20 protein-coding genes are annotated in these 20,070 nt (G+C 70.2%); 7 read left to right on the plus strand and 13 right to left on the minus strand.

Annotated elements, in window-relative coordinates:
• Positions 1 to 16 precede the first annotated feature (16 nt).
• Both KAF39_RS03340 and KAF39_RS03345 read right to left on the minus strand, forming a co-directional pair.
• A complete protein-coding gene (locus KAF39_RS03340; RefSeq protein WP_210675954.1) occupies positions 17 to 970 on the minus strand; it encodes a carbohydrate ABC transporter permease in 954 nt (317 codons plus the stop codon).
• Positions 970 to 1,890, minus strand: a complete 921-nt coding sequence (locus tag KAF39_RS03345) for a carbohydrate ABC transporter permease (RefSeq protein ID WP_210675955.1) — start codon at positions 1,888 to 1,890, stop codon at positions 970 to 972. Before KAF39_RS03345 ends, KAF39_RS03340 begins: the two co-directional genes overlap by 1 nt.
• Before the next feature lie 192 nt (positions 1,891 to 2,082).
• Between KAF39_RS03345 and KAF39_RS03350 the strand changes: the two genes are divergently transcribed.
• From KAF39_RS03350 to KAF39_RS03365, 4 genes are read left to right on the plus strand one after another with little or no spacing between them, the layout of a single operon-like run.
• The gene (locus KAF39_RS03350; protein ID WP_210675956.1) at positions 2,083 to 3,240 is read left to right on the plus strand and encodes a PP2C family protein-serine/threonine phosphatase; all 1,158 of its coding nucleotides are present in this window, start codon (positions 2,083 to 2,085) and stop codon (positions 3,238 to 3,240) included.
• The gene (locus KAF39_RS03355) at positions 3,237 to 5,201 is read left to right on the plus strand and encodes a glycosyltransferase family 2 protein (RefSeq protein WP_210675957.1); all 1,965 of its coding nucleotides are present in this window, start codon (positions 3,237 to 3,239) and stop codon (positions 5,199 to 5,201) included. The genes KAF39_RS03350 and KAF39_RS03355 overlap by 4 nt, the downstream gene beginning before the upstream one ends.
• The gene (locus KAF39_RS03360) at positions 5,185 to 5,517 is read left to right on the plus strand and encodes an STAS domain-containing protein (protein WP_210675958.1); all 333 of its coding nucleotides are present in this window, start codon (positions 5,185 to 5,187) and stop codon (positions 5,515 to 5,517) included. Before KAF39_RS03355 ends, KAF39_RS03360 begins: the two co-directional genes overlap by 17 nt.
• On the plus strand, positions 5,507 to 5,938 hold the full coding sequence (locus KAF39_RS03365) for an ATP-binding protein (protein WP_210675959.1): 432 nt from the start codon (positions 5,507 to 5,509) through the stop codon (positions 5,936 to 5,938). The genes KAF39_RS03360 and KAF39_RS03365 overlap by 11 nt, the downstream gene beginning before the upstream one ends.
• A gap of 3 nt (positions 5,939 to 5,941) precedes the next feature.
• On the opposite strand, the gene KAF39_RS03370 is transcribed toward KAF39_RS03365, so the two are convergent.
• From KAF39_RS03370 to KAF39_RS03400, 7 genes are all read right to left on the minus strand, one after another.
• Positions 5,942 to 6,385, minus strand: coding sequence for a DoxX family protein (locus tag KAF39_RS03370; protein WP_210675960.1), 444 nt, complete (start codon positions 6,383 to 6,385; stop codon positions 5,942 to 5,944).
• A 115-nt stretch (positions 6,386 to 6,500) separates the two neighbouring features.
• Positions 6,501 to 7,160 (minus strand): GntR family transcriptional regulator, encoded by a 660-nt coding sequence (locus KAF39_RS03375; RefSeq protein ID WP_210675961.1) that lies wholly within the window; start codon positions 7,158 to 7,160, stop codon positions 6,501 to 6,503.
• A gap of 47 nt (positions 7,161 to 7,207) precedes the next feature.
• Positions 7,208 to 7,621, minus strand: a complete 414-nt coding sequence (locus KAF39_RS03380) for a heat shock protein transcriptional repressor HspR (protein ID WP_210675962.1) — start codon at positions 7,619 to 7,621, stop codon at positions 7,208 to 7,210.
• Positions 7,622 to 7,715: 94 nt separating this feature from the next.
• The gene (locus tag KAF39_RS03385) at positions 7,716 to 8,699 is read right to left on the minus strand and encodes a DnaJ C-terminal domain-containing protein (protein WP_210675963.1); all 984 of its coding nucleotides are present in this window, start codon (positions 8,697 to 8,699) and stop codon (positions 7,716 to 7,718) included.
• 7 nt (positions 8,700 to 8,706) lie between these two features.
• Positions 8,707 to 9,387 carry a nucleotide exchange factor GrpE gene (locus KAF39_RS03390; protein WP_210675964.1) on the minus strand — a complete coding sequence of 227 codons (681 nt, stop codon included), beginning with the start codon at positions 9,385 to 9,387 and terminating at the stop codon, positions 8,707 to 8,709.
• Positions 9,388 to 9,389: 2 nt separating this feature from the next.
• Complete coding sequence (gene dnaK / locus KAF39_RS03395) at positions 9,390 to 11,252, minus strand: molecular chaperone DnaK (protein WP_210675965.1); 1,863 nt, start codon at positions 11,250 to 11,252, stop codon at positions 9,390 to 9,392.
• A 151-nt stretch (positions 11,253 to 11,403) separates the two neighbouring features.
• Positions 11,404 to 12,666: an HNH endonuclease signature motif containing protein gene (locus KAF39_RS03400; protein ID WP_210675966.1), complete on the minus strand. Its 1,263-nt coding sequence runs from the start codon at positions 12,664 to 12,666 to the stop codon at positions 11,404 to 11,406.
• Between the two features lie 148 nt (positions 12,667 to 12,814).
• Here KAF39_RS03400 and KAF39_RS03405 point away from each other — a divergent pair, with 148 nt between their 5' ends.
• Positions 12,815 to 13,474, plus strand: a complete 660-nt coding sequence (locus tag KAF39_RS03405; RefSeq protein ID WP_210675967.1) for a hypothetical protein — start codon at positions 12,815 to 12,817, stop codon at positions 13,472 to 13,474.
• 6 nt (positions 13,475 to 13,480) lie between these two features.
• Here the strand turns inward: KAF39_RS03405 and KAF39_RS03410 are convergent, their stop codons facing one another.
• Complete coding sequence (locus KAF39_RS03410) at positions 13,481 to 13,942, minus strand: DUF3817 domain-containing protein (protein ID WP_210675968.1); 462 nt, start codon at positions 13,940 to 13,942, stop codon at positions 13,481 to 13,483.
• Between the two features lie 142 nt (positions 13,943 to 14,084).
• On the opposite strand from KAF39_RS03410, the gene KAF39_RS03415 reads away from it, so the two are divergent.
• On the plus strand, positions 14,085 to 14,999 hold the full coding sequence (locus KAF39_RS03415) for a helix-turn-helix transcriptional regulator (RefSeq protein ID WP_210675969.1): 915 nt from the start codon (positions 14,085 to 14,087) through the stop codon (positions 14,997 to 14,999).
• Between the two features lie 142 nt (positions 15,000 to 15,141).
• On the opposite strand, the gene KAF39_RS03420 is transcribed toward KAF39_RS03415, so the two are convergent.
• Complete coding sequence (locus KAF39_RS03420; RefSeq protein ID WP_210675970.1) at positions 15,142 to 16,338, minus strand: MFS transporter; 1,197 nt, start codon at positions 16,336 to 16,338, stop codon at positions 15,142 to 15,144.
• Positions 16,339 to 16,587: 249 nt separating this feature from the next.
• On the opposite strand from KAF39_RS03420, the gene KAF39_RS03425 reads away from it, so the two are divergent.
• Positions 16,588 to 17,460 (plus strand): serine protein kinase RIO, encoded by an 873-nt coding sequence (locus KAF39_RS03425; protein WP_210675971.1) that lies wholly within the window; start codon positions 16,588 to 16,590, stop codon positions 17,458 to 17,460.
• Between the two features lie 9 nt (positions 17,461 to 17,469).
• Here the strand turns inward: KAF39_RS03425 and speB are convergent, their stop codons facing one another.
• On the minus strand, positions 17,470 to 18,417 hold the full coding sequence (speB, locus tag KAF39_RS03430) for an agmatinase (protein ID WP_025102677.1): 948 nt from the start codon (positions 18,415 to 18,417) through the stop codon (positions 17,470 to 17,472).
• Between the two features lie 31 nt (positions 18,418 to 18,448).
• The gene (locus KAF39_RS03435; protein ID WP_210675972.1) at positions 18,449 to 20,065 is read right to left on the minus strand and encodes a thiamine pyrophosphate-binding protein; all 1,617 of its coding nucleotides are present in this window, start codon (positions 20,063 to 20,065) and stop codon (positions 18,449 to 18,451) included.
• Positions 20,066 to 20,070: the final 5 nt, after the last annotated feature.

The raw sequence follows: 20,070 nt of genomic DNA on the forward strand, positions 1-20,070 counted from the left end.
TTCGATCTGTGGTTCGTCATCCCTTGCGCCCCTGGGTCGCGACGCCCTCGATGAAGGCGCGCTGCCCGAAGGCGAAGAGGATGAGCATCGGGAGGGTCACCAGGAGGGAGGCGACCATGACGTACTGGTAGTCGCCGTGACCGCCCGCGGTGGGGCTGTACTTGGTCATGGCGTAGGCGATGCCGAGCGGCGCGGTGAACTCGTCTACCGACCCGGCGTTGAGGTAGATGAGGGCGGCCTGGAGGTTGTTCCAGCTCGCCTGGAACTCGAACAGGAAGACGATGACGAACGACGGGATCGACAGCGGCATCGCGATCCGCCAGAACAGGCCCCAGGCGCTGGCCCCGTCGAGCCGCGCCGCCTCGAACAGCTCCCGAGGGAGGCCGAGGAAGAACTGCCGCTGCAAGAAGATGTAGAAGGCCGAGCCGAAGAGGTTCATGCCCCACAGTGGCACCCACGTGCCGAGGAGGCCGGTCTCCTTCCAGATGAGGTAGATCGGGATCATCGTCACCGCACCCGGGAGCATCATCGTCGCGAGCACGAGGCCGAACAGCAGCCCGCGCCCCGGGAAGCGGAAGTAGGCGAACCCGAACGCCACGATCGAGCTGGAGATCGCGACGGCACCGGCGGCGAGCAGCGCGATGGCGATGCTGTTGCCCATCCAGTTCAGCAGCGGGAGCTGATTCCACACCTCGACATAGTTCTCCGGCACGAACGTCTTCGGGATGAGGGCGTTGTCGAACACCTCGCCGCGCGGCTTGAGGCTCGCCGCGATGAGCCACGCGAAGGGGTACAGGAACAGCAGCGCGAACAGCACGAGGATGACGTTCAGCACGATGCGGGCGATCAGGCTCTTCGGCTGTCGCAGGTGCCGACGCCAGCGCGGGCGGGTGGGCACCGTGGTCGTGAACGTGCCCGGCACCTTCTCGGGCTCCGCCTCGACCGGCACCTGACGCAGGGTCTGGGACATCAGCGGTCTCCCTCGTAGTAGACGAAGCGGTTGCCGACCTTCACCTGGATGAGCGTGATGATCATGATGATGACGAAGAGCAGCCACGCCATCGCCGCCGCGAAGCCGAAGTTGAACTGCCGGAACGCCTGCTGGAACAGATAGATCGCGTAGAAGAGCGACGCCTCCGGAGACGAGTTGCTCTGATCGCGCCAGAACAGCAGGTACGCCTGATCGAAGATCTGGAACGCGGCGATCGACAGCACGATGACGTTGAAGAACATGGCCCCCGAGATCATCGGCAGGGTGATGGAGAAGAACTTGCGGATGGGTCCCGCCCCGTCGAGCGATGCCACCTCGTAGAGCTCGACCGGCACGTTCTTGAGGGCGGCGAGGAAGATCACCATCGTGCCGGCGACCGTCCACAGGGTCATGATCACGATGCTCGGCTTCACCCACGCAGGGTCGACGAGCCACTGCGGTCCCTGGATGCCGAACACCCGGAGGAACTGGTTGATCGCGCCCGAGTTGCCGTTCAGGAGGAGGAAGAACACCGCCGCGGTCGCGACCGCCGGCGTCATCTTGGGCAGGTAGTAGAGCACGCGGAAGAACCCGGCGCCCCGCCCGACCCGGTTGAGCAGCAGCGCGAGCACCAGCGCGAACACGATCTCCAGCGGCACGGCCATCACCACGTAGAACAGGGTGTTCGCCAGCGAGACCCCCACCCGCGGATCCTCGAAGAGGTTGGCGTAGTTGTCGATCCCGACGGGACGGGCGCTGTTCGTGGCCAGGTTGTAGCTGCTGAACGAGATGTACAGGCTGTAGATCATCGCGCCGGCCGTGAAGATGAGGAAGCCGATCAGCCAGGGGGAGATGAAGAGATAACCGGCGAGGGCTTCCCGTCGGTTGTATCGGTCCCGCGTACGGGTCTTGAGCGGCATCCGCCTGCCTCCTTTCGAGGACGCACAGACACGGCACTCCGGTCCTGGCGCGATGCTAGGACCAGAGAAGCGCTTCCCCCTGGGGCTTGCGCAGAACCGTTTCCTGTGATTGGCCTGAGTGGGCCGCGAACAGGTGGGTGACCCCCGCGCACAACCTCCCTAGGATGTGGGAAACAGAAGGAGGGGCGGGGCATGTTCGACGAGCGACGGCGACAAGCAGCGCTCGAGGAACTGGGGATCCTTGACACACCACCCGATGACCGGGTGGATCGGGTGGCACGGCTGGCGAAGGAGATGTTCGGCGTGCCGATGGTCAGCGTCTCGCTGATCGATCGCGACCGGCAGTGGCGTAAATCGCAGATCGGCCTCGGGGGGAACGAGGCACCGCGAGAGGACTCGTTCTGCGACTACACCGTGTCGCAGGACCGGACGGTGGTGGTGGAGGATGCGAGCACGACCGCGCTCTTCGCCGACAACCCGTTCGTGACCGGCGACCCGCATCTGCGCTTCTACGCGGGGCACCCGCTGCACGCGCCGGGCGGTGAACCGGTCGGCACGCTGTGCGTGCTCGACACGGAACCGCACACCTTCAGCGACGAGCAGCGCAGTCTCCTCCGCGACCTGGCCTTCTGGGTGCAGACCGAACTCGCGCAGGACGAGGACCTCGATCACGCGGCCATCGTGCAGCGCGCGCTGCGCCCGCGCGTGCACCCGGAGATCGCGGGGTACACCATCGCCGCGGGCGCTGCGCCGCGCGGCTCCCTCGCGGGTGACTACTACGACTTCTCGCGCCACGACGACGCCCTGCGGGTGACCCTGGCCGACGCGATGGGCAAGGGCACCGGCCCCGCACTCGTCGCCGCCACGGTGCGCGCCTCGCTGCGTACGGCACCGGAACGCTCCCTCACCGACGCCGTGGCCGAGGTCGACCGCCTGCTGGAGGACGACCTCGCGGACACGTCGATGTTCGTCACGGCCGTCGTGGCGGAACTGGAACCGGAGACCGGCGAGCTCGAGGTGATCGACGCCGGTCACAGTCTCGCGTTCATCGTGCGCGCCGACGGGTCGTGGACCTCCCTCCGCTCGACCAACCTGCCCCTCGGCATGGGGATGGGCTTCGCCGAACCGCGAGTCGCCGTCACGACCCGGCTCGAGGTGGGCGACGCGTTCATCTGCTGCAGCGACGGGCTCCTCGACGTGCTCGATCCGGACGACCCCTTCGGCCATGTGCAGCGTGTGCTCGACACGCTGGGGCCGGACGGCGCGGTCGCGGAGGCGCTGCGGCTCGCGCAGGACGACGACCGGGCGACCGACGACATCACGGTCGTCGTGGTGCGGAGGGACGCATGACCGCCCGGTTCGCGACCATCCGCGTCCTGGCCCTGCTGTCCGTCCTGCTCGGCGTGAACTACGTCACCTGGCGCTGGCTCGAGTCGGTGAACTGGTCGGCCTGGTGGATCGCGGTCCCGCTGGTCGTCGCCGAGACCTACAGCCTCATCGACACCGCCCTCTTCTGCCTGACCATGTGGCGGGCGAAGGAGCGGCCGGCCCCGGTGTCGCCCCCGCAGGGCACGGTCGACGTGTTCATCACCACCTACGACGAGCCGATCGAGCTGGTCATGACGACTGCGCGGGCGGCGAAGCGGATCAGCTACCCGCACTCGACCTGGATCCTCGACGACGGTTCCCGTCCCGACCTGCAGGCCGAGGCGGAGGCCGCGGGCATTGGCTACCTCACGCGGTCGGAGGACTGGACGGGCAAGCCGCGGCACGCCAAGGCGGGCAACCTCAACAGCGCCCTCTTCCAGACCGACGGCGAGTTCCTGCTGATCCTCGACGCCGACCAGGTGCCGGACCCGCTGATCCTGCACCGGACGCTGGGCTACTTCGCGGACGACCCCGAGGTCGCTCTCGTGCAGACGCCCCAGTGGTTCGTGAACGTCGACGAGGCGGACCCGCTGGGCAGCCAGGCACCCCTGTTCTACGGCCCCATCCAGCAGGGGAAGGACGGCTGGAACGCCGCGTTCTTCTGCGGCTCGAACGCCGTGCTCCGTCGCGAGGCGCTCATGCAGCTCGGCATCGTCGGCTACGTGCGATCCGTCACCGACTCCGCCGCGCGCGCGTTGAAGACCTCGGAGACCCTGATCGCGCGGGAAGCAGACGGGGCGACCGATCCGGCACTCGCAACGGAGTTGGGAGCGCTGCGCATCGCGATCGCCCGGGGGCGCAAGGAGCTCGCGGCCGGGGAGTCGGTGGCCGAGGTCGCGGCGCGCGTGCGCACCGCGGTGGACAACGCCTCGCGGATCCTCGTGGCCCACGACCTCGACGGCATTCGCGCCGATCTCGCGGTGATCGAGTCTCTTCCCGTGCAGCAGGACGCGGAGCTCGGGCAGGTCGTCGTGGACGAGGCCGGTCTGGACGCGCTGGCCGCCTCCGACCTCTCCCCCGTCACCGCGGTGGAGGCCGTGCGCGGGCTGCTGGACACCCTGCGTCTCGACCGTGACGAGGAGGCGCAGCCGATCCTGCCGCTCGCCACCATCTCGGTGACGGAGGACATGGCGACGGCGATGCAGCTGCACGCCCTCGGATGGCGCAGCGTCTATCACCACGAGATCCTCGCCCACGGCCTGGCGCCGGAAGACCTGCGGACGATGCTGACGCAGCGGCTCCGGTGGGCCCAGGGCACCCTCCAGGTGATGCTGCGGGACAACCCGCTCGTCAAACGCGGCCTCTCGGCCGGGCAGCGCCTCATGTACTTCGCCACGATGTGGAGCTACCTCTCGGGCTTCGCGGCCGTCGTCTACCTGGCCGCCCCGGTGATCTACCTCGTGTTCGGGGTGCTGCCGGTGACGGCGTGGTCGGTCGACTTCTTCGCGCGCTTCCTGCCGTACTTCCTCGTCAACCAGGCCCTGTTCCTCGTGGTCGCGAAGGGCGTGAAGACCTGGCGGGGCCAGCAGTATTCGCTCGCCCTGTTCCCCGTGTGGATCCGGGCGTGCGGGACGGCCTTCGCCAACGTCGTGCTCGGACGACCGCTCTCGTTCGCCGTCACCCGCAAGGACGGCCGCGACCCGCGCGGGGTGCCGTGGCGGGAGATCTGGCCCCAGCTGACCGCCATGGTCGTGCTGGTCATCGCCCTCATCATCGGCGTCGCCCGGGTCATCGTCGGCACCGGCGACGGCACGGGCACGCTCGTCAACACCGCCTGGGTCCTCTACGACCTGGTCGTCCTCAGCGTCATCATCCAGGCGGCGCGCTATCGCGGCCCGGCCGCGAAGGTCATCGAGAAGGAGTCGAATGAACGTCAGCACTGACACCAGGGACGGCTACGCCGTCGTCACGATCACCGGGCGCCTGACCGCCTCCGGCGCCCCCCTGCTGCGCAACGCGGTGAGCGACCTCGTGACCGCCGGTCAGCCGCGGATCGCGATCGATCTCAGCGGGACCGAGTTCGTGGACTCCTCGGGGCTGGGAGCCCTCGTCGGCGGGCTGAAGAGCGCCCGCGTCGCCGGCGGCGATCTGCGGATCGCCGCCGTCCCCGAGGCGGTCCGCACCGTCCTCCATCTGACCAACCTGGATCGCGTGCTCCGCGACTACCCCACGCCGGAATCGGCGTTCGATGGACACTGAGGCGGGCGTCTTCCACGTCTTCGGGCCCGCCGGGCTCGCGCTCGTCGACCGTGCGCTCGACGAGCTCGACCGACTCTGGGAGCGGACGCCGGACGTGCCGTCGCAGGACCGGATCCTGTTCGCCCTCGCGCTGAGCGAGGTCACCACCAACATCGCGCAGCACAACGACACCGCGGACGTCGTGCTCAGCGTCGACGTCCGCGTGACGACGGACACCCTGCGCGCGTGCATCCGCGACACGGCCCCGCCTGCGCCGGTCGACTGGGACGCCGTGTCGATGCCGGACGAGGCGGCGGAAAGCGGCCGGGGTCTCGCACTGTCCCAGGCCGCACTGGACGAGTTCACCCATACGGTCGGCGCCCTCGGCAACACCTGGGTGCTCGTGCGCCGCGTGGACGGGCAGCGGGACACCGACGGCTAGCCGTCAGACGAGCCAGGCGGGGGCGCGGCCGCGGAGGGCCGCCGCGTCGAGGGAGTAGCGCCCGGCCCCGGTGAGGGCGAGGGCGAGCGCCGCGGCGCCCAGCACCGCGACGAACTCATAGCCACCGGCCGTGACCCACAGGCCCGCGGGCAGGTGCACGAGGACGAGGGCGACCGCCATGTCGATCGCAAGGAGGATTCCGACCGGTCGGGTGAGCAGCCCGAGGATCAGCAGGATGCCGCCGATGAGTTCGAGGAACGCCACCACCGGGGCGGCGACCTCGGCGAGAGGGACGCCCATGCCGGCGAAGCTGCCGATGGTCCCGGGGATCGTGAACTCGAAGATCTTCTGCGCCCCGTGGGCGGCGAAGACGGCGCCCACGACGAGGCGCAGGACGAGCAGTCCGAGCGACGAGGCGGAGGAGGCGGAGGCTGTGGTGTTCGTCATGAGGAGGTTCTTCCTTCGTGGCAGGACACCCGCGCAGGCGCGGACCAGGGTCGTTCCCTGCCCCCACGGTAGGAAGCGCACTTTTCCGTCCGCTGAACGCGCGGACGAGGTGGCCTCAGCGAGCGCCCACCTCGTGCAGCATCCGCTCGCGCGCCCCGTCGAGGTGCGCGGAGAGCACGGCGGCGGCCTCCTCGGGGGAGCCCGTGCGCATCACGTCGAGCAGCTTCACGTGGTCGTCGGACGACTCGTGGAGATCCTCGTCGTGGTTGATCGTGACCTCCAGCAGAGCCGTGAAGGTGGGCAGGTACTGGTTCCACGCCCCCTCCAGTCGCGGGTGGTCGGCGAGAGCGTAGATCTGGGAATGGAATTCCAGGTCCGCCGTGACGAACGCGGCATGGTCGCCGGCGTCGGCGGCCTCGGCCATGCGTCGAACGGCGCCGGTCATCGGCTGCCAGCGCTCGTCGTCGTCGACGCGCATGGCCCGCGAGAGGGCCAGCTGTTCCAGCGCGCCCCGGAGGCTGTAGAGCTGATCGACATCGTCGCTCGTGAGGCCCACGATGTACACGCCGCGCGGACGCTGCACCTCGACGAGCTTCTCGAAGCTCAGCTGGGTGAGGGCGTCCCGGACGGGTCCGCGGCTGACGGCGAACTCCTCGGCCAGGGCCTCCTCCGTGAGGCGCGCCCCCGGAGCGAGGTCCCCGCGGACGATGCGCTGGCGCAGCACGCGCGCGACCTGCGCTCCCAGCGATTCTCCGCGCGTGACGGTCTGCGTCATGGTGACCTCCTGTTAACAGTTGACAGGATACACACCGGCCCGCGCGATCAGGCCCCGGAGCGCGGACTCCACAGGACCAGCTCCGTCGACCGGCGGATCCGGCGTCCGGGCGGCACGGGCACCACGCCCGCAGAACCGGCGGCGAACACCCGCACGCCGGGGCGGTTCTCACGCTCGGCACGCAGCGCGTTCTCGAGCATCAGCACCCGGTCGCGCAGCATCCGGTTCTCATCCTCGAGATCCAGCAGGCGGGCGATGGCCGGGAGGCTCACCCCCTCGGAGGAGAGCTGGGCGACCTCGCGCAGCTGCTCGATGTTCCGGTGTGAGTATCGACGGGATCCGCCGGGAGTGCGGCCCGGCACGACGAGACCGATCCGGTCGTATTGACGGAGGGTCTGGGGGTGCAGGCCGGAGAGTTTGGCGGCCGCGGCGATCGCGAAGACCGGAGTATCCGCGTCCATCAGGCTTCCCTTCCTTCCTTCCTGTCAGGCGCACCCGCCGGATCAGGCAGCTCCTTCCCGGAACAGCCTGATCCGGCGCGAACGCCTGCCATCGTCACCGGCGGGCCTTCGCCATGAGCTCGGCCCGCGGGTTCTCCTGAGGCTCCAGCTGCTGGAACTTCTCGAGCGCCTCGCGGGCGGCGTCGTCGAGGTGCGTCGGCACCGCGACCTGGAGCTCGGCGAGCAGGTCACCGGTCCCCTTCGCGGTCGCGACACCCCGCCCCTTGACGCGGAGCACGCGACCCGACGGAGTGCCGGGGGCCACGCGCAGCTTGACCACGTCGCCCCCGAGCGTCGGGACCTCGATGGTCGCGCCCAGCGTCGCCTCGGTGAACGTCACCGGGACGACGACGCGGAGGTTGAGGCCGTCGCGGGTGAAGACCGGGTGCGGGCGCACCGTGATCTGCACCACGATGTCGCCGTTCTCCCCGCCATCCGGCGACGGGCGGCCGCGGCCACGCAACCGGATCTTCTGTCCGTCCGCGACACCCGCGGGGATCTTCACCTTGAACGGCTTGCCGTCCTCGCCCTGCAGGGTGATGGTCTCACCCTGCGCGGCGGTGATGAAGTCCAGCGTGGTGCGGGCCGTGACGTCGGCGCCCCGCTGCGGACCGCCGAAGCCGCGGAACCCGCCGCTCGGCTGCCCGAACCGGCCACCGCCGAACGAGCTGCCCTGGCCCTGGTTGAACATCGCGAAGATGTCCTCGAAGTCGGCGGTCTGGCCGCGCCCCTGCTGTCCGAACCGGCTGAAGACGTCTTCGAAGCCGCCGGCGCCCGAACCGCTCGCCGTGAAGCGAGCGCCCGAACCCATGGCGCGGATCTCGTCGTACTCCTTGCGCTGCTCGGCGTCGGAGAGCACCGAGTACGCCTCGCTGATCTCCTTGAACCGGGCCTCGGCCTTCGCATCGCCCTGGTTGGAGTCCGGGTGATACTTACGCGCGAGCTTGCGGTACGTTTTCTTCAGGTCAGCGTCGCTGACGTCCTTCGAGACCCCGAGGGTCTTGTAGAAGTCCTTGTCGAACCAATCCTGGCTGGCCATCGATCACCTACTCCGCAGGGACGGCGACGACGACCTTCGCAGGACGCAGCTCGACATCGCCGAGGAGGTAGCCCACCTCGACGACCTCGAGCACCGTGGTCTTCTCGGCACCGGGGGTCGGCTGCTGGAAGATCGCCTCGTGACGCTGGGGGTCGAATTCCTCGCCCTTCTCACCGTAGGCGACCACGCCGAGGCGCTCCACGACCGCACGCACCTTCTCGGCGATCACGGCGAAGGGGCTGCCCTCGACCAGATCGCCGTGCTGTTCGGCGCGGGCCAGGTCGTCGAGCACGGGGATGAGACCCTTGGCGGCCTCCCCCTTCGCGCGCTCGATCTCGATCTGGCGCTGCTCCTCGGTGCGGCGGCGGTAGTTGGCGTACTCGGCCTGCAGGCGCTTGAGGTCGGTCAGCAGGGCGTTCTCGGCGTCCGCGATCGCGGCGTCGCCAGCGGCGGCATCCGCGGTCTGCGCGGCACCGAGGATGTCGTCCACCGTCAAGCCCTCCTCCGCCTCCGGAGCACTGTCGACCGGAGTCTCGTCTGCCCCCTCGGCGGCCTTCGCCTCGCGGGAGTCCTGGTGCGGCGCGGGGCCGGACGCCTGAGCGTCCGACCCCTCGCTGCGACCTTCAGACGATGGTTCCTGAGGCCCGTCGAAGGGCTGCTGGTTCTCGTCGAAGTTCTTGTCCGTCATGGTTACTTCTTCTCGTCCTCGTCGTCGACGACCTCGGCGTCGATGACGTCCTCCTCGGCGGAGGGGGCGCCACCGGTCGGGGCCTCGCCCTCGGCCGAAGCACCGGCGGCGTCTGCCTGCGAGGAGGCGTAGATCGCCTCGCCGAGCTTCGACTGGGACTGGTTCAGCTTCTCGAACGCGGTCTTGACGGCCTCGTCGTCCTCGCCGGCCAGCGCCGTCTTGAGCGCGTCGACGTCGGCCTTGACCTCGGTCTTCACGTCCTCGGGGAGCTTGTCCTCGTTCTCGGAGATGAGCTTCTCGATGGAGTAGGCGAGGGTCTCGGCCTGGTTGCGGGCCTCCGCGGCCTCACGGCGCGCCTTGTCCTCGGCGGCGTGCTCCTCGGCCTCGCGCACCATGCGCTCGATGTCCTCCTTCGACAGCGACGAGCCGCCGGAGATGACGATCGACTTCTCGGTGCCCGTGCCCTTGTCCTTCGCGGACACGTGCACGATGCCGTTGGCGTCGATGTCGAACGTGACCTCGATCTGCGGGATGCCGCGGGGAGCCGGGGCGATGCCGGTCAGCTCGAAGGTGCCGAGCGGCTTGTTGTCACGCGTGAAGTCGCGCTCGCCCTGGAAGACCTGGATCGCGACGGACGGCTGGTTGTCGTCCGCCGTGGTGAAGGTCTCGCTGCGCTTGGTTGGGATGGCCGTGTTGCGCTCGATGAGCTTGGTCATCATGCCGCCCTTGGTCTCGATGCCGAGGGACAGCGGGGTGACGTCGATGAGGAGGACGTCCTTGCGCTCGCCCTTCAGGACACCGGCCTGCAGCGCGGCGCCGACGGCGACGACCTCGTCCGGGTTCACACCCTTGTTGGCTTCCTTGCCGGTCTCGCGCTTGACGAGCTCGGCGACGGCGGGCATACGGGTCGAACCACCCACGAGGACGATGTGGTCGATGTCGGACACCTTGATGCCGGCTTCGCGGATGACGTCCTCGAACGGCTTCTTGGTGCGGTCGAGCAGATCCTTCGTGAGGTCCTCGAACTTCGCCCGGGTCACCGTCTCGGACAGCGAGACGGGGCCCGAGTCGGTCAGCGACAGATACGGGAGGTTGATGCTCGTCGACGTGGAGCTGGAGAGCTCCTTCTTCGCCTGCTCCGCAGCCTCCTTGAGGCGCTGCAGGGCGATCTTGTCGCCGGACACGTCGACGCCCGTGGTCTCCTTGAACTGCTTGATCAGGTAGTCGACCAGGCGCTGGTCCCAGTCGTCACCACCGAGACGGTTGTCACCGGCGGTGGCGCGCACCTGGATCGTGGAGAAGTCGTCGTCCTTGCCCACCTCGAGGAGGGAGACGTCGAAGGTTCCGCCACCGAGGTCGAAGACGAGGATGAGCTCGTCCTCCTTGCCCTTGTCGAGGCCGTAGGCGAGGGCCGCGGCGGTCGGCTCGTTGATGATGCGGAGCACGTTGAGGCCCGCGATCTCACCGGCTTCCTTGGTGGCCTGACGCTCGGCGTCGTTGAAGTACGCGGGGACGGTGATGACCGCGTCGGTCACGGTGTCGCCCAGGTAGGACTCGGCGTCGCGCTTGAGCTTCTGGAGGATGCGCGCGGAGATCTCCTGCGGCGTCCACTTCTTGCCGTCGACGTCGAAGCTCCAGTCGGTGCCCATGTGGCGCTTGACCGAGGCGATGGTCCGGTCGACGTTGGTGACGGCCTGGCGCTTCGCGGTCTCACCGACGAGCACCTCCCCGTCCTTGGTGAACGCGACGACCGAAGGGGTCGTGCGAAAGCCCTCGGCGTTGGCGATGACCTTGGGCTCGCCACCCTCGAGGACGCTGACGACGGAGTTGGTGGTTCCGAGGTCGATACCGACAGCACGTGCCATGTGTTCTCTCCTTTGTTGGGAAGTCTGTAGTGGTCCGAAAACCTGCGGCGATCAGGGAAACCTGAGTCGCGATGGCTCAAGTGTACGCCGACCCCCGAAACGTGTCAAATGAACTTGATAGGACCAGACTCAACTTTTGTGAACCTCGGCATCAGAAGGGCGCCGCCGCCGACTCCTCGGTGAAGGTGACGGTGTTCGACGGCGGCGGCCGGTCGATGTACACCTTCCCCGCCGGACTCGTCCAGACGTACAGCCCTCCGCCGCGCGCCTCGACATGCCAGGCCGAGTGATGCTTCAGGACATGGTGTCGACGACACAGATGGCCGAGATTCGACGCGGTCGTCTCCCCGCCGAGCGCGGCGTCATGGTGATGGTCGACATCGCACTCCGCGGGCGGGTACCCGCATCCGGGGAATCGGCACCGTTGATCCCTGGCCCTCAGGTGGCGCCGCAGCTCGGCGTTCAGACGATACCTGTCCACAGCCAGCACCGCCCCGGTCACGGGGTGCGTGAGGATGCGATCCCATCCGGATGCAGCCCCCGCCAGCCTCCGCGCCGTGGCGCGGTCGATGGGGGTGCGCCCATCGAGTTCCGCCGGCGCTCGGCCATGACCGAGAAGGGTCATGACGGGCACCGTGACCGCGATCGTGGGGACGATGGCGGCCAGGCCGCCGTCGCCACCATCGTGGCCAGCCGGTGCACCGGTGAGGAGGAGGTCGAGCGCGAGGTCGGCCCTGGTGTGCGCGATGGTACGCGGATCCGTCGGGTCGTCGCCCGCGTGTGCGGTCTTCGCCATCGCGGTCAGCCGATCGAACACGCCGTGCACCAGCGCCGCCGGCCCCAGCAGCCCGAGCTCCGCCATCCCGTCCGGGGCATCGCGCACCCACACGCGACGTCGCTCGCGGGCGTCCTCGTGACGCTCCGCGAGCGGACGCGGCTGAAAGCCCTCCGCCACCCGGCGCGCCATTCCCGCGACGCGGTTCGGCGCCTCGTTCTCGGCGAAGGCGATCATCCGCACGGAGTACGCGTCACGGGCCGCCTCGTCATCGAGATGCTCGCCGGCCTCCGCGATGACGCGGGCATGCCGGGCGGTGATCTGGCCCGCACCCCACGCACCCCACACCCGGGGGAACCGTTCGACGATCCACACCGCGTCGGCCATCCGCCGCTGGACCGTCCGGTCGCTCGCCCGCACCACGGCACCGAACTCCGCCGCGACCGTGCGCAGGCTCAGATCCGCGCCGTCCGGATGCGCGGCCTGCGCCGCGACCTCAGCCAGGCGCGACCCCAACGCGAGGATGCCCTCGCGCGCGGCCTGCAGACCGCTGATGGTCCGCTCGACGCCGACGAGCATCTCCGTGAGCGCTCGCAGCGCCCCCACCTGCTCGATCGTCGCGTCCGCCAGCCCTGTCATACCCCGAGTGAAGCAGGGGCCACCGACATTCAAACCCCAGTTCAGAGCGAATAATCGATATATTGGCATGCAGTGCACCCCGGGATCACCGACCTCCGCGCGGCCCTCGCCGCGGCCGGGGTCGTCGCCCCCCGCTAGGCTGGCGCGCATGAACCGCACCCCCCTCCGGCGGCTCGGCGCCGCGGTCCTCGCCACGGCGGCGGCACTCTCCCTCACCGGGTGCCTGTACGCGCAGATCCCGGAGTCCGCTCCCGCGGCCCCGTCGCCGACCGCCGCCCCCTCGGACGACACCACGACCGACGAGCCGACCGCCGGCACCACCCTCACGTTCGCCGAGGGAGCCGAGCTCTCCCCCGACGCCTACATCGAATGGGGCGACGGGCTCATCGTCGACGACGGGTGGAAGATCGTCTCCCCCGACGACGGCAACGGCAACTGGACGTACGGCACCGTCGACGGCACGTGCACCGCCCGGTTCTGGCAGGGCCTCATCTCGGATGTCCCGATCGTGAGCGGTGACGACGCCGTCTCCTCCGACGCGATCCTCGCCGTGCTGCTCCGATCAACGACGGCGGAGATCAGCCCGCACGCACAGACCGGGGAGTTCAGCTACATGAGCGGAGGCGCCGGTGGCGTCGAGAACCGCTGGGTCGCGGGAGAGGACGGCGACCGCTCCTGGATCATGGCGGCGCGGGCCTTCACGAAGACCGGCGTGGGCCTGTCCCTCATCGTGGACTGCACCGGCGCCGATCCGTCGGCCGTGCTGGACGAGGTCAACGACGCGAACGCGATCGTCGTCACCCCCTGACCGGGGTCACTTCCCGCCGGGCGGGCCCACCAGCAGCAGGATCACGTACAGCGCGACGATGCCCACGACGAGCAGCACCGCCAGCATCCACGGGCGGCGGAGGAACCAGCGCATCAGCCGGTCGTACCAGCGGCGGTCGCGCGGGTCGTCCGTGGCGTCCAGCCGCCAGTCCCCGCGGAGGCGCCCGGTGCGGTGCAGCCAGACCTCCATCGGGATGGTCGCGTAGGGGATGACGGCGCTGGCGACCGCGAGCACCCCGACACCCGGATGCCACCGCTGGTTCAGCGCGACGAGGATCGCGGTCGCGGCGTAGGTGAGGAACACGAAGCCGTGGATGCCCCCGCCGACGGTGACCACCACGCCCGGTGCGCCGACGGCACGGGCGATGAGCGCCGCGATGAGGATGGTCCAGGTGATCGCCTCCGCGATCGCGAGAACACGGTACAGGCGGCCAGGGGTGCGGAACACGGGACTCCTCGGGTGGGGTACCCCTCCAGCGTATCCGCCTCCCCCGTTTCGCATCGCTCACCCTGCTGCATCGCGACGGCGGATGGAACAAGGTGAGCGATGCGAAAGGAATAGGGGGACGGCGGGCGGCGTTGCCGAAGGCATGGTGACGGTGGATGCGGATGCGCTCTCGTCCGTGCTCGGCACGGTGGACCTGCGCGTGGGCGTCGCCCGTCGGGTGCGTCTGACCCGCGGAGGCCTGCTCGCCCTGCCGCCCGGACGCGTCACCCTCGCCTACATCGCGGAAGGAGCGGTGCACGGACACCCGCCGCTCGGGAACGGCTGCCGCCTCGACGTGGACGCGGCATCCGCGCAGCTCACCCTGGAGGACCCCGGCGACCGAGACCGTCTCGTGGCGGGCGACGCCTTCCTGCTGCTCCGCGGTGACGCCTTCGCCCTGGAGGCCGATACCGACACCGCGCTGCTCATCGTGGACATCGAGCTCGCCGACACCGCCTCCCCGCTCCCCGCCCTCCTGCCGCCGTTCCTCACCGTGACGGGCTTCGACGCACTGGAGCCGGCGGCCGCCGCGCTGGCGGAGAACATGGGCGTGGTCGACGCGGCCGCGTGCCCGGCCCGGCAGGGCGACCCGCTGATCTGCCGGATGATGGCGACCACCGTGCTGCTCTCGGTCATCCGCGCCTGGGCCGCCAACGGCTGCGCGCCGGCCGGCTGGCCGTCGCTGTCGAACGACCCCTTCCTGGACCGCGTGGTCGAGGCCATCCACGAGCAGCCCGGGCGCGACTGGACGGTCGAGCGTCTCGCGGCGGTCGGCGCCATGTCGCGATCGGCCTTCGCGGAGCGCTTCCGCCGGTCGGTGGGCCGATCTCCCGCTGACTACGTCACCGAGGTGCGCATCGACGCCGCGAAGCGGATGCTCCAGGCCGGGCAGTCGGTGTCGAGCGTCTCGCGCGAACTCGGCTACGCCTCGGACGAGGGCTTCAGCCGCGCGTTCCGCCGCCGCACGGGCATGACGCCGTCGTCCTGGCGCGCCACCCGGTCCCTCGTCCCCGCCTGACGCAACGCCCCGCCGGTCCCCGCGTTCGGCCGTTCACAACTCAGGAGATTTGCCTCGCATCGGGCTCTCCCGGACGCGAGACCGCCGAATCGCGGAAGAACTCCTGAGTTGCGAACGGCCGCGCGCTGCGCCCACGGCAGGGTCAGGGGCGAGTGCTGCGGCGGTTGGAGAGGCCGAACAGCACGGCGCCGGCGAGGAGCGAGACCGCACCGATCGCGTAGACGAGCTCCACGCTGAGGGTGTCGACGAGGAGGCCGCCGACGCCGGCCGCGAGCGTGATGGCGCCCTGGAATCCGACGACGACCAGGCTTCCCCCGGCCTCGAGACGGTCGGGCATGCGGTGCCCGACCCAGGTGTTCACCACGATCAGCCACGACGAGAAGAAGAAGCCCCACAGCAGCACGACGACCCCGATCCCGACGATCGACCCGGCGAATACGATCATCGAGACGACGGCGGCGGCGATCACGAGCGGCGCGAACACGGCGAAGAAGGCGAAGGACCGGTCGATCACGAGACCGATGGAGAGGTTGCCGAGGAGGCCGCCGACGCCGAAGAGCGCGAGCAGCACGACGATGGTCGACGCATCGACGTCGGGGATGCGCTCCAGCGCGAGGCGCACGTACGTGTAGGCGAGGAAGTGTCCGAGCACGACGAGCACGTGCCCGACCATCCCCAGGCCGATGCCCGGACGGCGGACCGTGTCGACGAGCAGGCGCAGGCTCGACGCCCGCTCGGCCGGAACGGCGGGCAGCGCCCACCGGAGGGCCACGGCGAGCAGCACCATCAGCACACCCGCTATGGCGAACACCGCGCGCCAGTCCACGACCTCGCTCAGCATGACCCCCAGCGGCACACCGGCGACGGTCGCCAGCGAGACGCCGGCCGAGGTGAACATCACCCCGCGGCCGAGGTTCTCCGGCCCGGCGAGCCGCGCGGCGACCGTGATCGACATCGTCCAGTAGGCGCTGATGGCGGCTCCGAGCAGGAACCGCGCCAGCAGCACGACGACGAGGTTCGGCGCGACGGCGACGACGAGGTTCGACACGGCCGCGGCGAGCGCCATCCACACCAGCAGCGAACGCCGGTCCAGCCGGGGGAAGACGAGGCCCACGGTCGGGGCGACGACCAGGCCGACGAGCGCGGTGATCGTGACCGTCTGCCCGGCCTGCCCCGGGGTGACCCCCAGTCCGTCCGCCATCTCGGTGAGCACTCCGTTGGGGAGGAACTCGGCGGTCACGAGCAGGAAGCCCATCACCATGAGGGCGATGAGCCCTCCGTAGCGGATGCGGTCGCCGCGGGTGGCGGGCAGGGTCGGGACGGGGGCGGTCGTGGTCATGGTTCCAGACTCGCAACGGCGACGGGCCCGCGCCCGACCGGTCGTCCGACGCATCCGACCGATCGTCCGACCCTGGACAACCTCCGTCCGGCCCCCTAGGCTCGACGGCGCACCGGGATGCACCCGGGGAACCCGAGCGAAGGAGGCGATGAGATGAACGCTGTCGTCGTCGCGCCTTTCGCCGACCACCTTCCCTTCGAGGCGACCCGCTCCTGATCGCCGCGTGGCCTCCCTTCCCGGAGCCACACCGTGACCGAATCCTCCGCTTCCTCGGAAGCCGCGTCCTTCGACGCCACCTCCTTCGATTCCCTCGAGACCGCCCTCTCCTTCGCCGAGGTCGAGCCCGGCGCCAACCAGCGCTGGACGACCTGGCCGTCGTCCACCCCCACCGAGCGGGGTCCGGAACCGCGCCCCGCCTGGGTCGTGACCTCCGCCGGCGCCCTGGACACCGAACTCGGCATCCTGAAGACCGGCAAGGAGGCCGACGTGTTCCTGCTGGAACGCGCCGTGCCCGACGACCCGACGCAACGCACCCTCCTCGCCGCCAAGCGCTACCGCGGCATCGAGAACCGGAGCTTCCAGCGCTCCGCCGTCTACACGGAGGGACGCAGCACGCGGAACACCCGCGACACGCGCGCCCTCGCCAAGAAGAGCGCCCACGGGCGCGAGGTCGCAGCAGCGCAGTGGTCGCGCGCGGAGTTCGAGGCCCTGTGCCGGATGTGGGAGCGCGGCGCACCGGTGCCGTATCCCGTGCAGGTCAGCGGCACCGAGGTGCTCATGGAGTTCATCGGCGACGACCGGGGCATCGCCGCACCCCGGCTCGCCCAGGTGCGCGGGTCGAACGCCGAGATGCGGGAGTACTTCGCGCAGGTGGTCGAGCTCATGCGGGTCTTCGCCGCCGCGGGCTTCGCGCACGGCGATCTCTCCGCCTACAACCTCCTCGTGCACGAGGGGCACGTGCGGGTGATCGACCTGCCGCAGATCGTCGACGTGATCGCGAATCCGCAGGGCCTCGACCTCCTGCACCGCGACTGCGTCAACGTGTGCGACTGGTTCGCACGGCGACGGGTGGACGGCGACGCCGAGGCCCTGTTCGCCGACCTCCTCGGGGTCCTGTTCTGACTCCCGGTGTCAGGAGGCGAGTCGGGCGGCGAGAAGGGTCACCAGCTCGTACACGACATGACTCGCGGCGATCCCGGTCATCTGCGCGTGATCGTACGCGGGCGACACCTCCACCACGTCCGCGCCGACGATGTCCCGGTCGCGCAGCGCCCGGAGGATGCGGAGCAGCTCGCGGCTCGTGAGTCCTCCCGCCTCGGGGGTCCCGGTGCCGGGCGCGTGCGCGGGGTCGAGCACGTCGATGTCGATCGAGACGTACAGCGGCTTGTCGCCGATGCGGGTGAGGATGCGGTCGATCGCCGCCTCCACCCCGTGTTCCTCGATGTACTCGCTGGAGACGATGGAGAAGCCGAGGCGCTCGTCGTCCTCGAGGTCCTGCTTCGAGTACAAGGGTCCGCGGGTGCCGACGTGGCAGCTCGCGGTGAGGTCGATCAGCCCCTCCTCGCTCGCGCGGCGGAAGGGGGTGCCGTGCGTGATGGGGGCGCCGAAGTAGGTGTCCCACGTGTCGAGGTGCGCGTCGAAGTGGAGGACCGCGACGGGTCCGTGCTTCGCGGCCACCGCCCGCAGCAGGGGAAGGGCCACCGTGTGGTCGCCGCCGATCGTGACGAGGCGCTGCACCTGCTCACCCAGCGCCAGCGCCGCGCGCTCGACCTCGGTCACCGCCTCGGTGAGGTCGAACGGGTTCACGGGGATGTCGCCCGCATCAACGACCTGGGCGAGCTGGAACGGCGACACGTCCTGCGCGGGGTTGTAGGGCCGGAGCAGCCGGGACGACTCCCGCACGTGCGACGGCCCGAAGCGGGTGCCGGGGCGATAGCTGACGCCGGAGTCGAACGGGATGCCGACGACGGCGATGTCGGCGCGCGGCACGTCCTCGATACGGGGCAGGCGGGCGAAGGTGGCGATGCCGGAGTACCGCGGGTTCACGGAGGCGTCGACGGGGCCGATGTTGTCGGTCATTTCTCGTTCCTGTTCGTCGGGAGGTGAGGTCTCAGAGGGCGTGCTGCGGGATGTGCACGAGCTGCACCCCGCCGTCGGCGATGGCCGCGCGGATGCTCGGGGCGACGTCGGCGCGCGCGGCCACCCGTCGCCCGGTCGCTCCGAACGCAGTGGCCAGGGCGGCCCAGTCCGGCTGCACGAGGTCGACGCCGACCGGGGTCATCCCCCGGTCGAGCTCGTTCTGGCGGATCTCCGCGTAACCGCCGTTGTCGACGCACACCACGGTGACGTCGAGGCGCTGCTCGACGGCGGTGACGAGCTCGTTCACGCAGAACATCAGGGCGCCGTCGCCGATGACGGTGACCACCGGGCGTTCGGTCTGCGCGACGGCCGCGCCGATCGCGGCGGGGAGGCCGTAGCCGAGCGTGGCGTAGGTCGGCGTGTAGAGCAGGGAATGCGGCTGCTCCTGCCGCAGCACGCTGCCGAGCGCCAGGTACACGATCTGAGAGGAGTCGCCCGCCACGATCGCGTCGGCGGGGAGGGCACCGGCGATGACCTCGGCGAGGGCGACGGCATCGGGAGCCGTCTCGCGGGACTCGGCGTCGATCGCGGCCCGCTCGGCGGTCAGGTCGCGGGGCGGGCGCGCGTCGTCGGGAAGCAGCGGCAGGAGAGCGTCGGTCACGGCGGCCGCGTCGCCGATCAGGCCGACCGTCGCGGGAAGGTTCTTGTCACGCTGGGCGGGCGAGATGTCGATGCGGATCACGGCGCCGCGCGCCGCGAGCCGCGGCGCCCAGAGCTCCGCCTCGCCCAGCTTCGAGCCGACGACGAGCAGCACGTCGGCGTCTTCCGCCACGGCGCGCGCGGCGGCGAGGCGCAGGTTCGAGCCGAGGGACAGCGGGTGGTGTTCGTCGAGCACGGCCTTGCCGTTCAGGGTCGTGAGCACAGGAGCGCCGAGCCGCTCGGCCATGCCCACGATCTGGTGCGCGGCGTCCACCGCGCCCCCACCGGCGACGACCACCGGGGTGCGGGCGGCGGACAGCAGCCGGGCGGCCTCGGCGAGCGCGACCGGATCCCCGGAGACGCGGTCGGGCATCGGCCGCGGTCGCCGGTCCTCCGCGGGCACGTCAGCCGGCGCCTCCAGCACGTCGAGCGGGATCTCGATGTGCACGGGGCGGGGACGGCCGGTGCGGAAGAGGTGGAACGCGTCGTGTACGGCCTCCACCGCCTCCGCGGCGGTCGTCACCCGTCGCGACCACTCGGCGATCGCGCCGACCATGGCCGTGGCGTCCTTGGTCTCGTGGAGCGTGCCGACGTCGGCGAACTCCGCCCCGAGCGGCACGCCCGGAGACAGCACGATCAGCGGCCGCGACTCGCAGAACGCGGTGCCGATCGCGCTCATCGCGTTCTGCAGCCCGGGGCCGGACGTGGTGATCACGACACCGGGGAGCCCGGTCTGCTGCGCCCACCCGTCGGCCCCGTACCCCGACCCCTGCTCGTGCCGGTTCGTCACGGCGCGGATGCCGAGGTCGGCGAGGGGCCGGTAGAACTCCAGGTTGTGCGTGCCGGGGATGCCGAAGATCGCGGTCACCCCGTAGGCGCGGAGGGTCTCCAGGACCGCGCGGCCCGCGGTGTCGGCGTACCGGTCGCCGCCGGTGGTGTCGGTGCTCATCGTGT

This window comes from Microbacterium sp. BLY (assembly GCF_017939615.1).
Taxonomy (GTDB): domain Bacteria; phylum Actinomycetota; class Actinomycetes; order Actinomycetales; family Microbacteriaceae; genus Microbacterium.

Bases quoted from the DNA above. Each gene is read 5' to 3' on its own strand.
- KAF39_RS03365 (WP_210675959.1), top strand. From the start codon at position 5,507: ATGGACACTGAGGCGGGCGTCTTCCACGTCTTCGGGCCCGCCGGGCTC.
- KAF39_RS03360 (WP_210675958.1), top strand. From the start codon at position 5,185: ATGAACGTCAGCACTGACACCAGGGACGGCTACGCCGTCGTCACGATC.
- KAF39_RS03435 (WP_210675972.1), bottom strand. From the start codon at position 20,065: ATGAGCACCGACACCACCGGCGGCGACCGGTACGCCGACACCGCGGGC.
- KAF39_RS03390 (WP_210675964.1), bottom strand. From the start codon at position 9,387: ATGACGGACAAGAACTTCGACGAGAACCAGCAGCCCTTCGACGGGCCT.
- KAF39_RS03370 (WP_210675960.1), bottom strand. From the start codon at position 6,385: ATGACGAACACCACAGCCTCCGCCTCCTCCGCCTCGTCGCTCGGACTG.
- KAF39_RS03345 (WP_210675955.1), bottom strand. From the start codon at position 1,890: ATGCCGCTCAAGACCCGTACGCGGGACCGATACAACCGACGGGAAGCC.
- speB (WP_025102677.1), bottom strand. From the start codon at position 18,417: ATGACCGACAACATCGGCCCCGTCGACGCCTCCGTGAACCCGCGGTAC.
- KAF39_RS03375 (WP_210675961.1), bottom strand. From the start codon at position 7,160: ATGACGCAGACCGTCACGCGCGGAGAATCGCTGGGAGCGCAGGTCGCG.
- KAF39_RS03350 (WP_210675956.1), top strand. From the start codon at position 2,083: ATGTTCGACGAGCGACGGCGACAAGCAGCGCTCGAGGAACTGGGGATC.
- dnaK (WP_210675965.1), bottom strand. From the start codon at position 11,252: ATGGCACGTGCTGTCGGTATCGACCTCGGAACCACCAACTCCGTCGTC.
- KAF39_RS03400 (WP_210675966.1), bottom strand. From the start codon at position 12,666: ATGACAGGGCTGGCGGACGCGACGATCGAGCAGGTGGGGGCGCTGCGA.
- KAF39_RS03405 (WP_210675967.1), top strand. From the start codon at position 12,815: ATGAACCGCACCCCCCTCCGGCGGCTCGGCGCCGCGGTCCTCGCCACG.
- KAF39_RS03420 (WP_210675970.1), bottom strand. From the start codon at position 16,338: ATGACCACGACCGCCCCCGTCCCGACCCTGCCCGCCACCCGCGGCGAC.
- KAF39_RS03355 (WP_210675957.1), top strand. From the start codon at position 3,237: ATGACCGCCCGGTTCGCGACCATCCGCGTCCTGGCCCTGCTGTCCGTC.
- KAF39_RS03385 (WP_210675963.1), bottom strand. From the start codon at position 8,699: ATGGCCAGCCAGGATTGGTTCGACAAGGACTTCTACAAGACCCTCGGG.
- KAF39_RS03380 (WP_210675962.1), bottom strand. From the start codon at position 7,621: ATGGACGCGGATACTCCGGTCTTCGCGATCGCCGCGGCCGCCAAACTC.
- KAF39_RS03415 (WP_210675969.1), top strand. From the start codon at position 14,085: ATGGTGACGGTGGATGCGGATGCGCTCTCGTCCGTGCTCGGCACGGTG.
- KAF39_RS03340 (WP_210675954.1), bottom strand. From the start codon at position 970: ATGTCCCAGACCCTGCGTCAGGTGCCGGTCGAGGCGGAGCCCGAGAAG.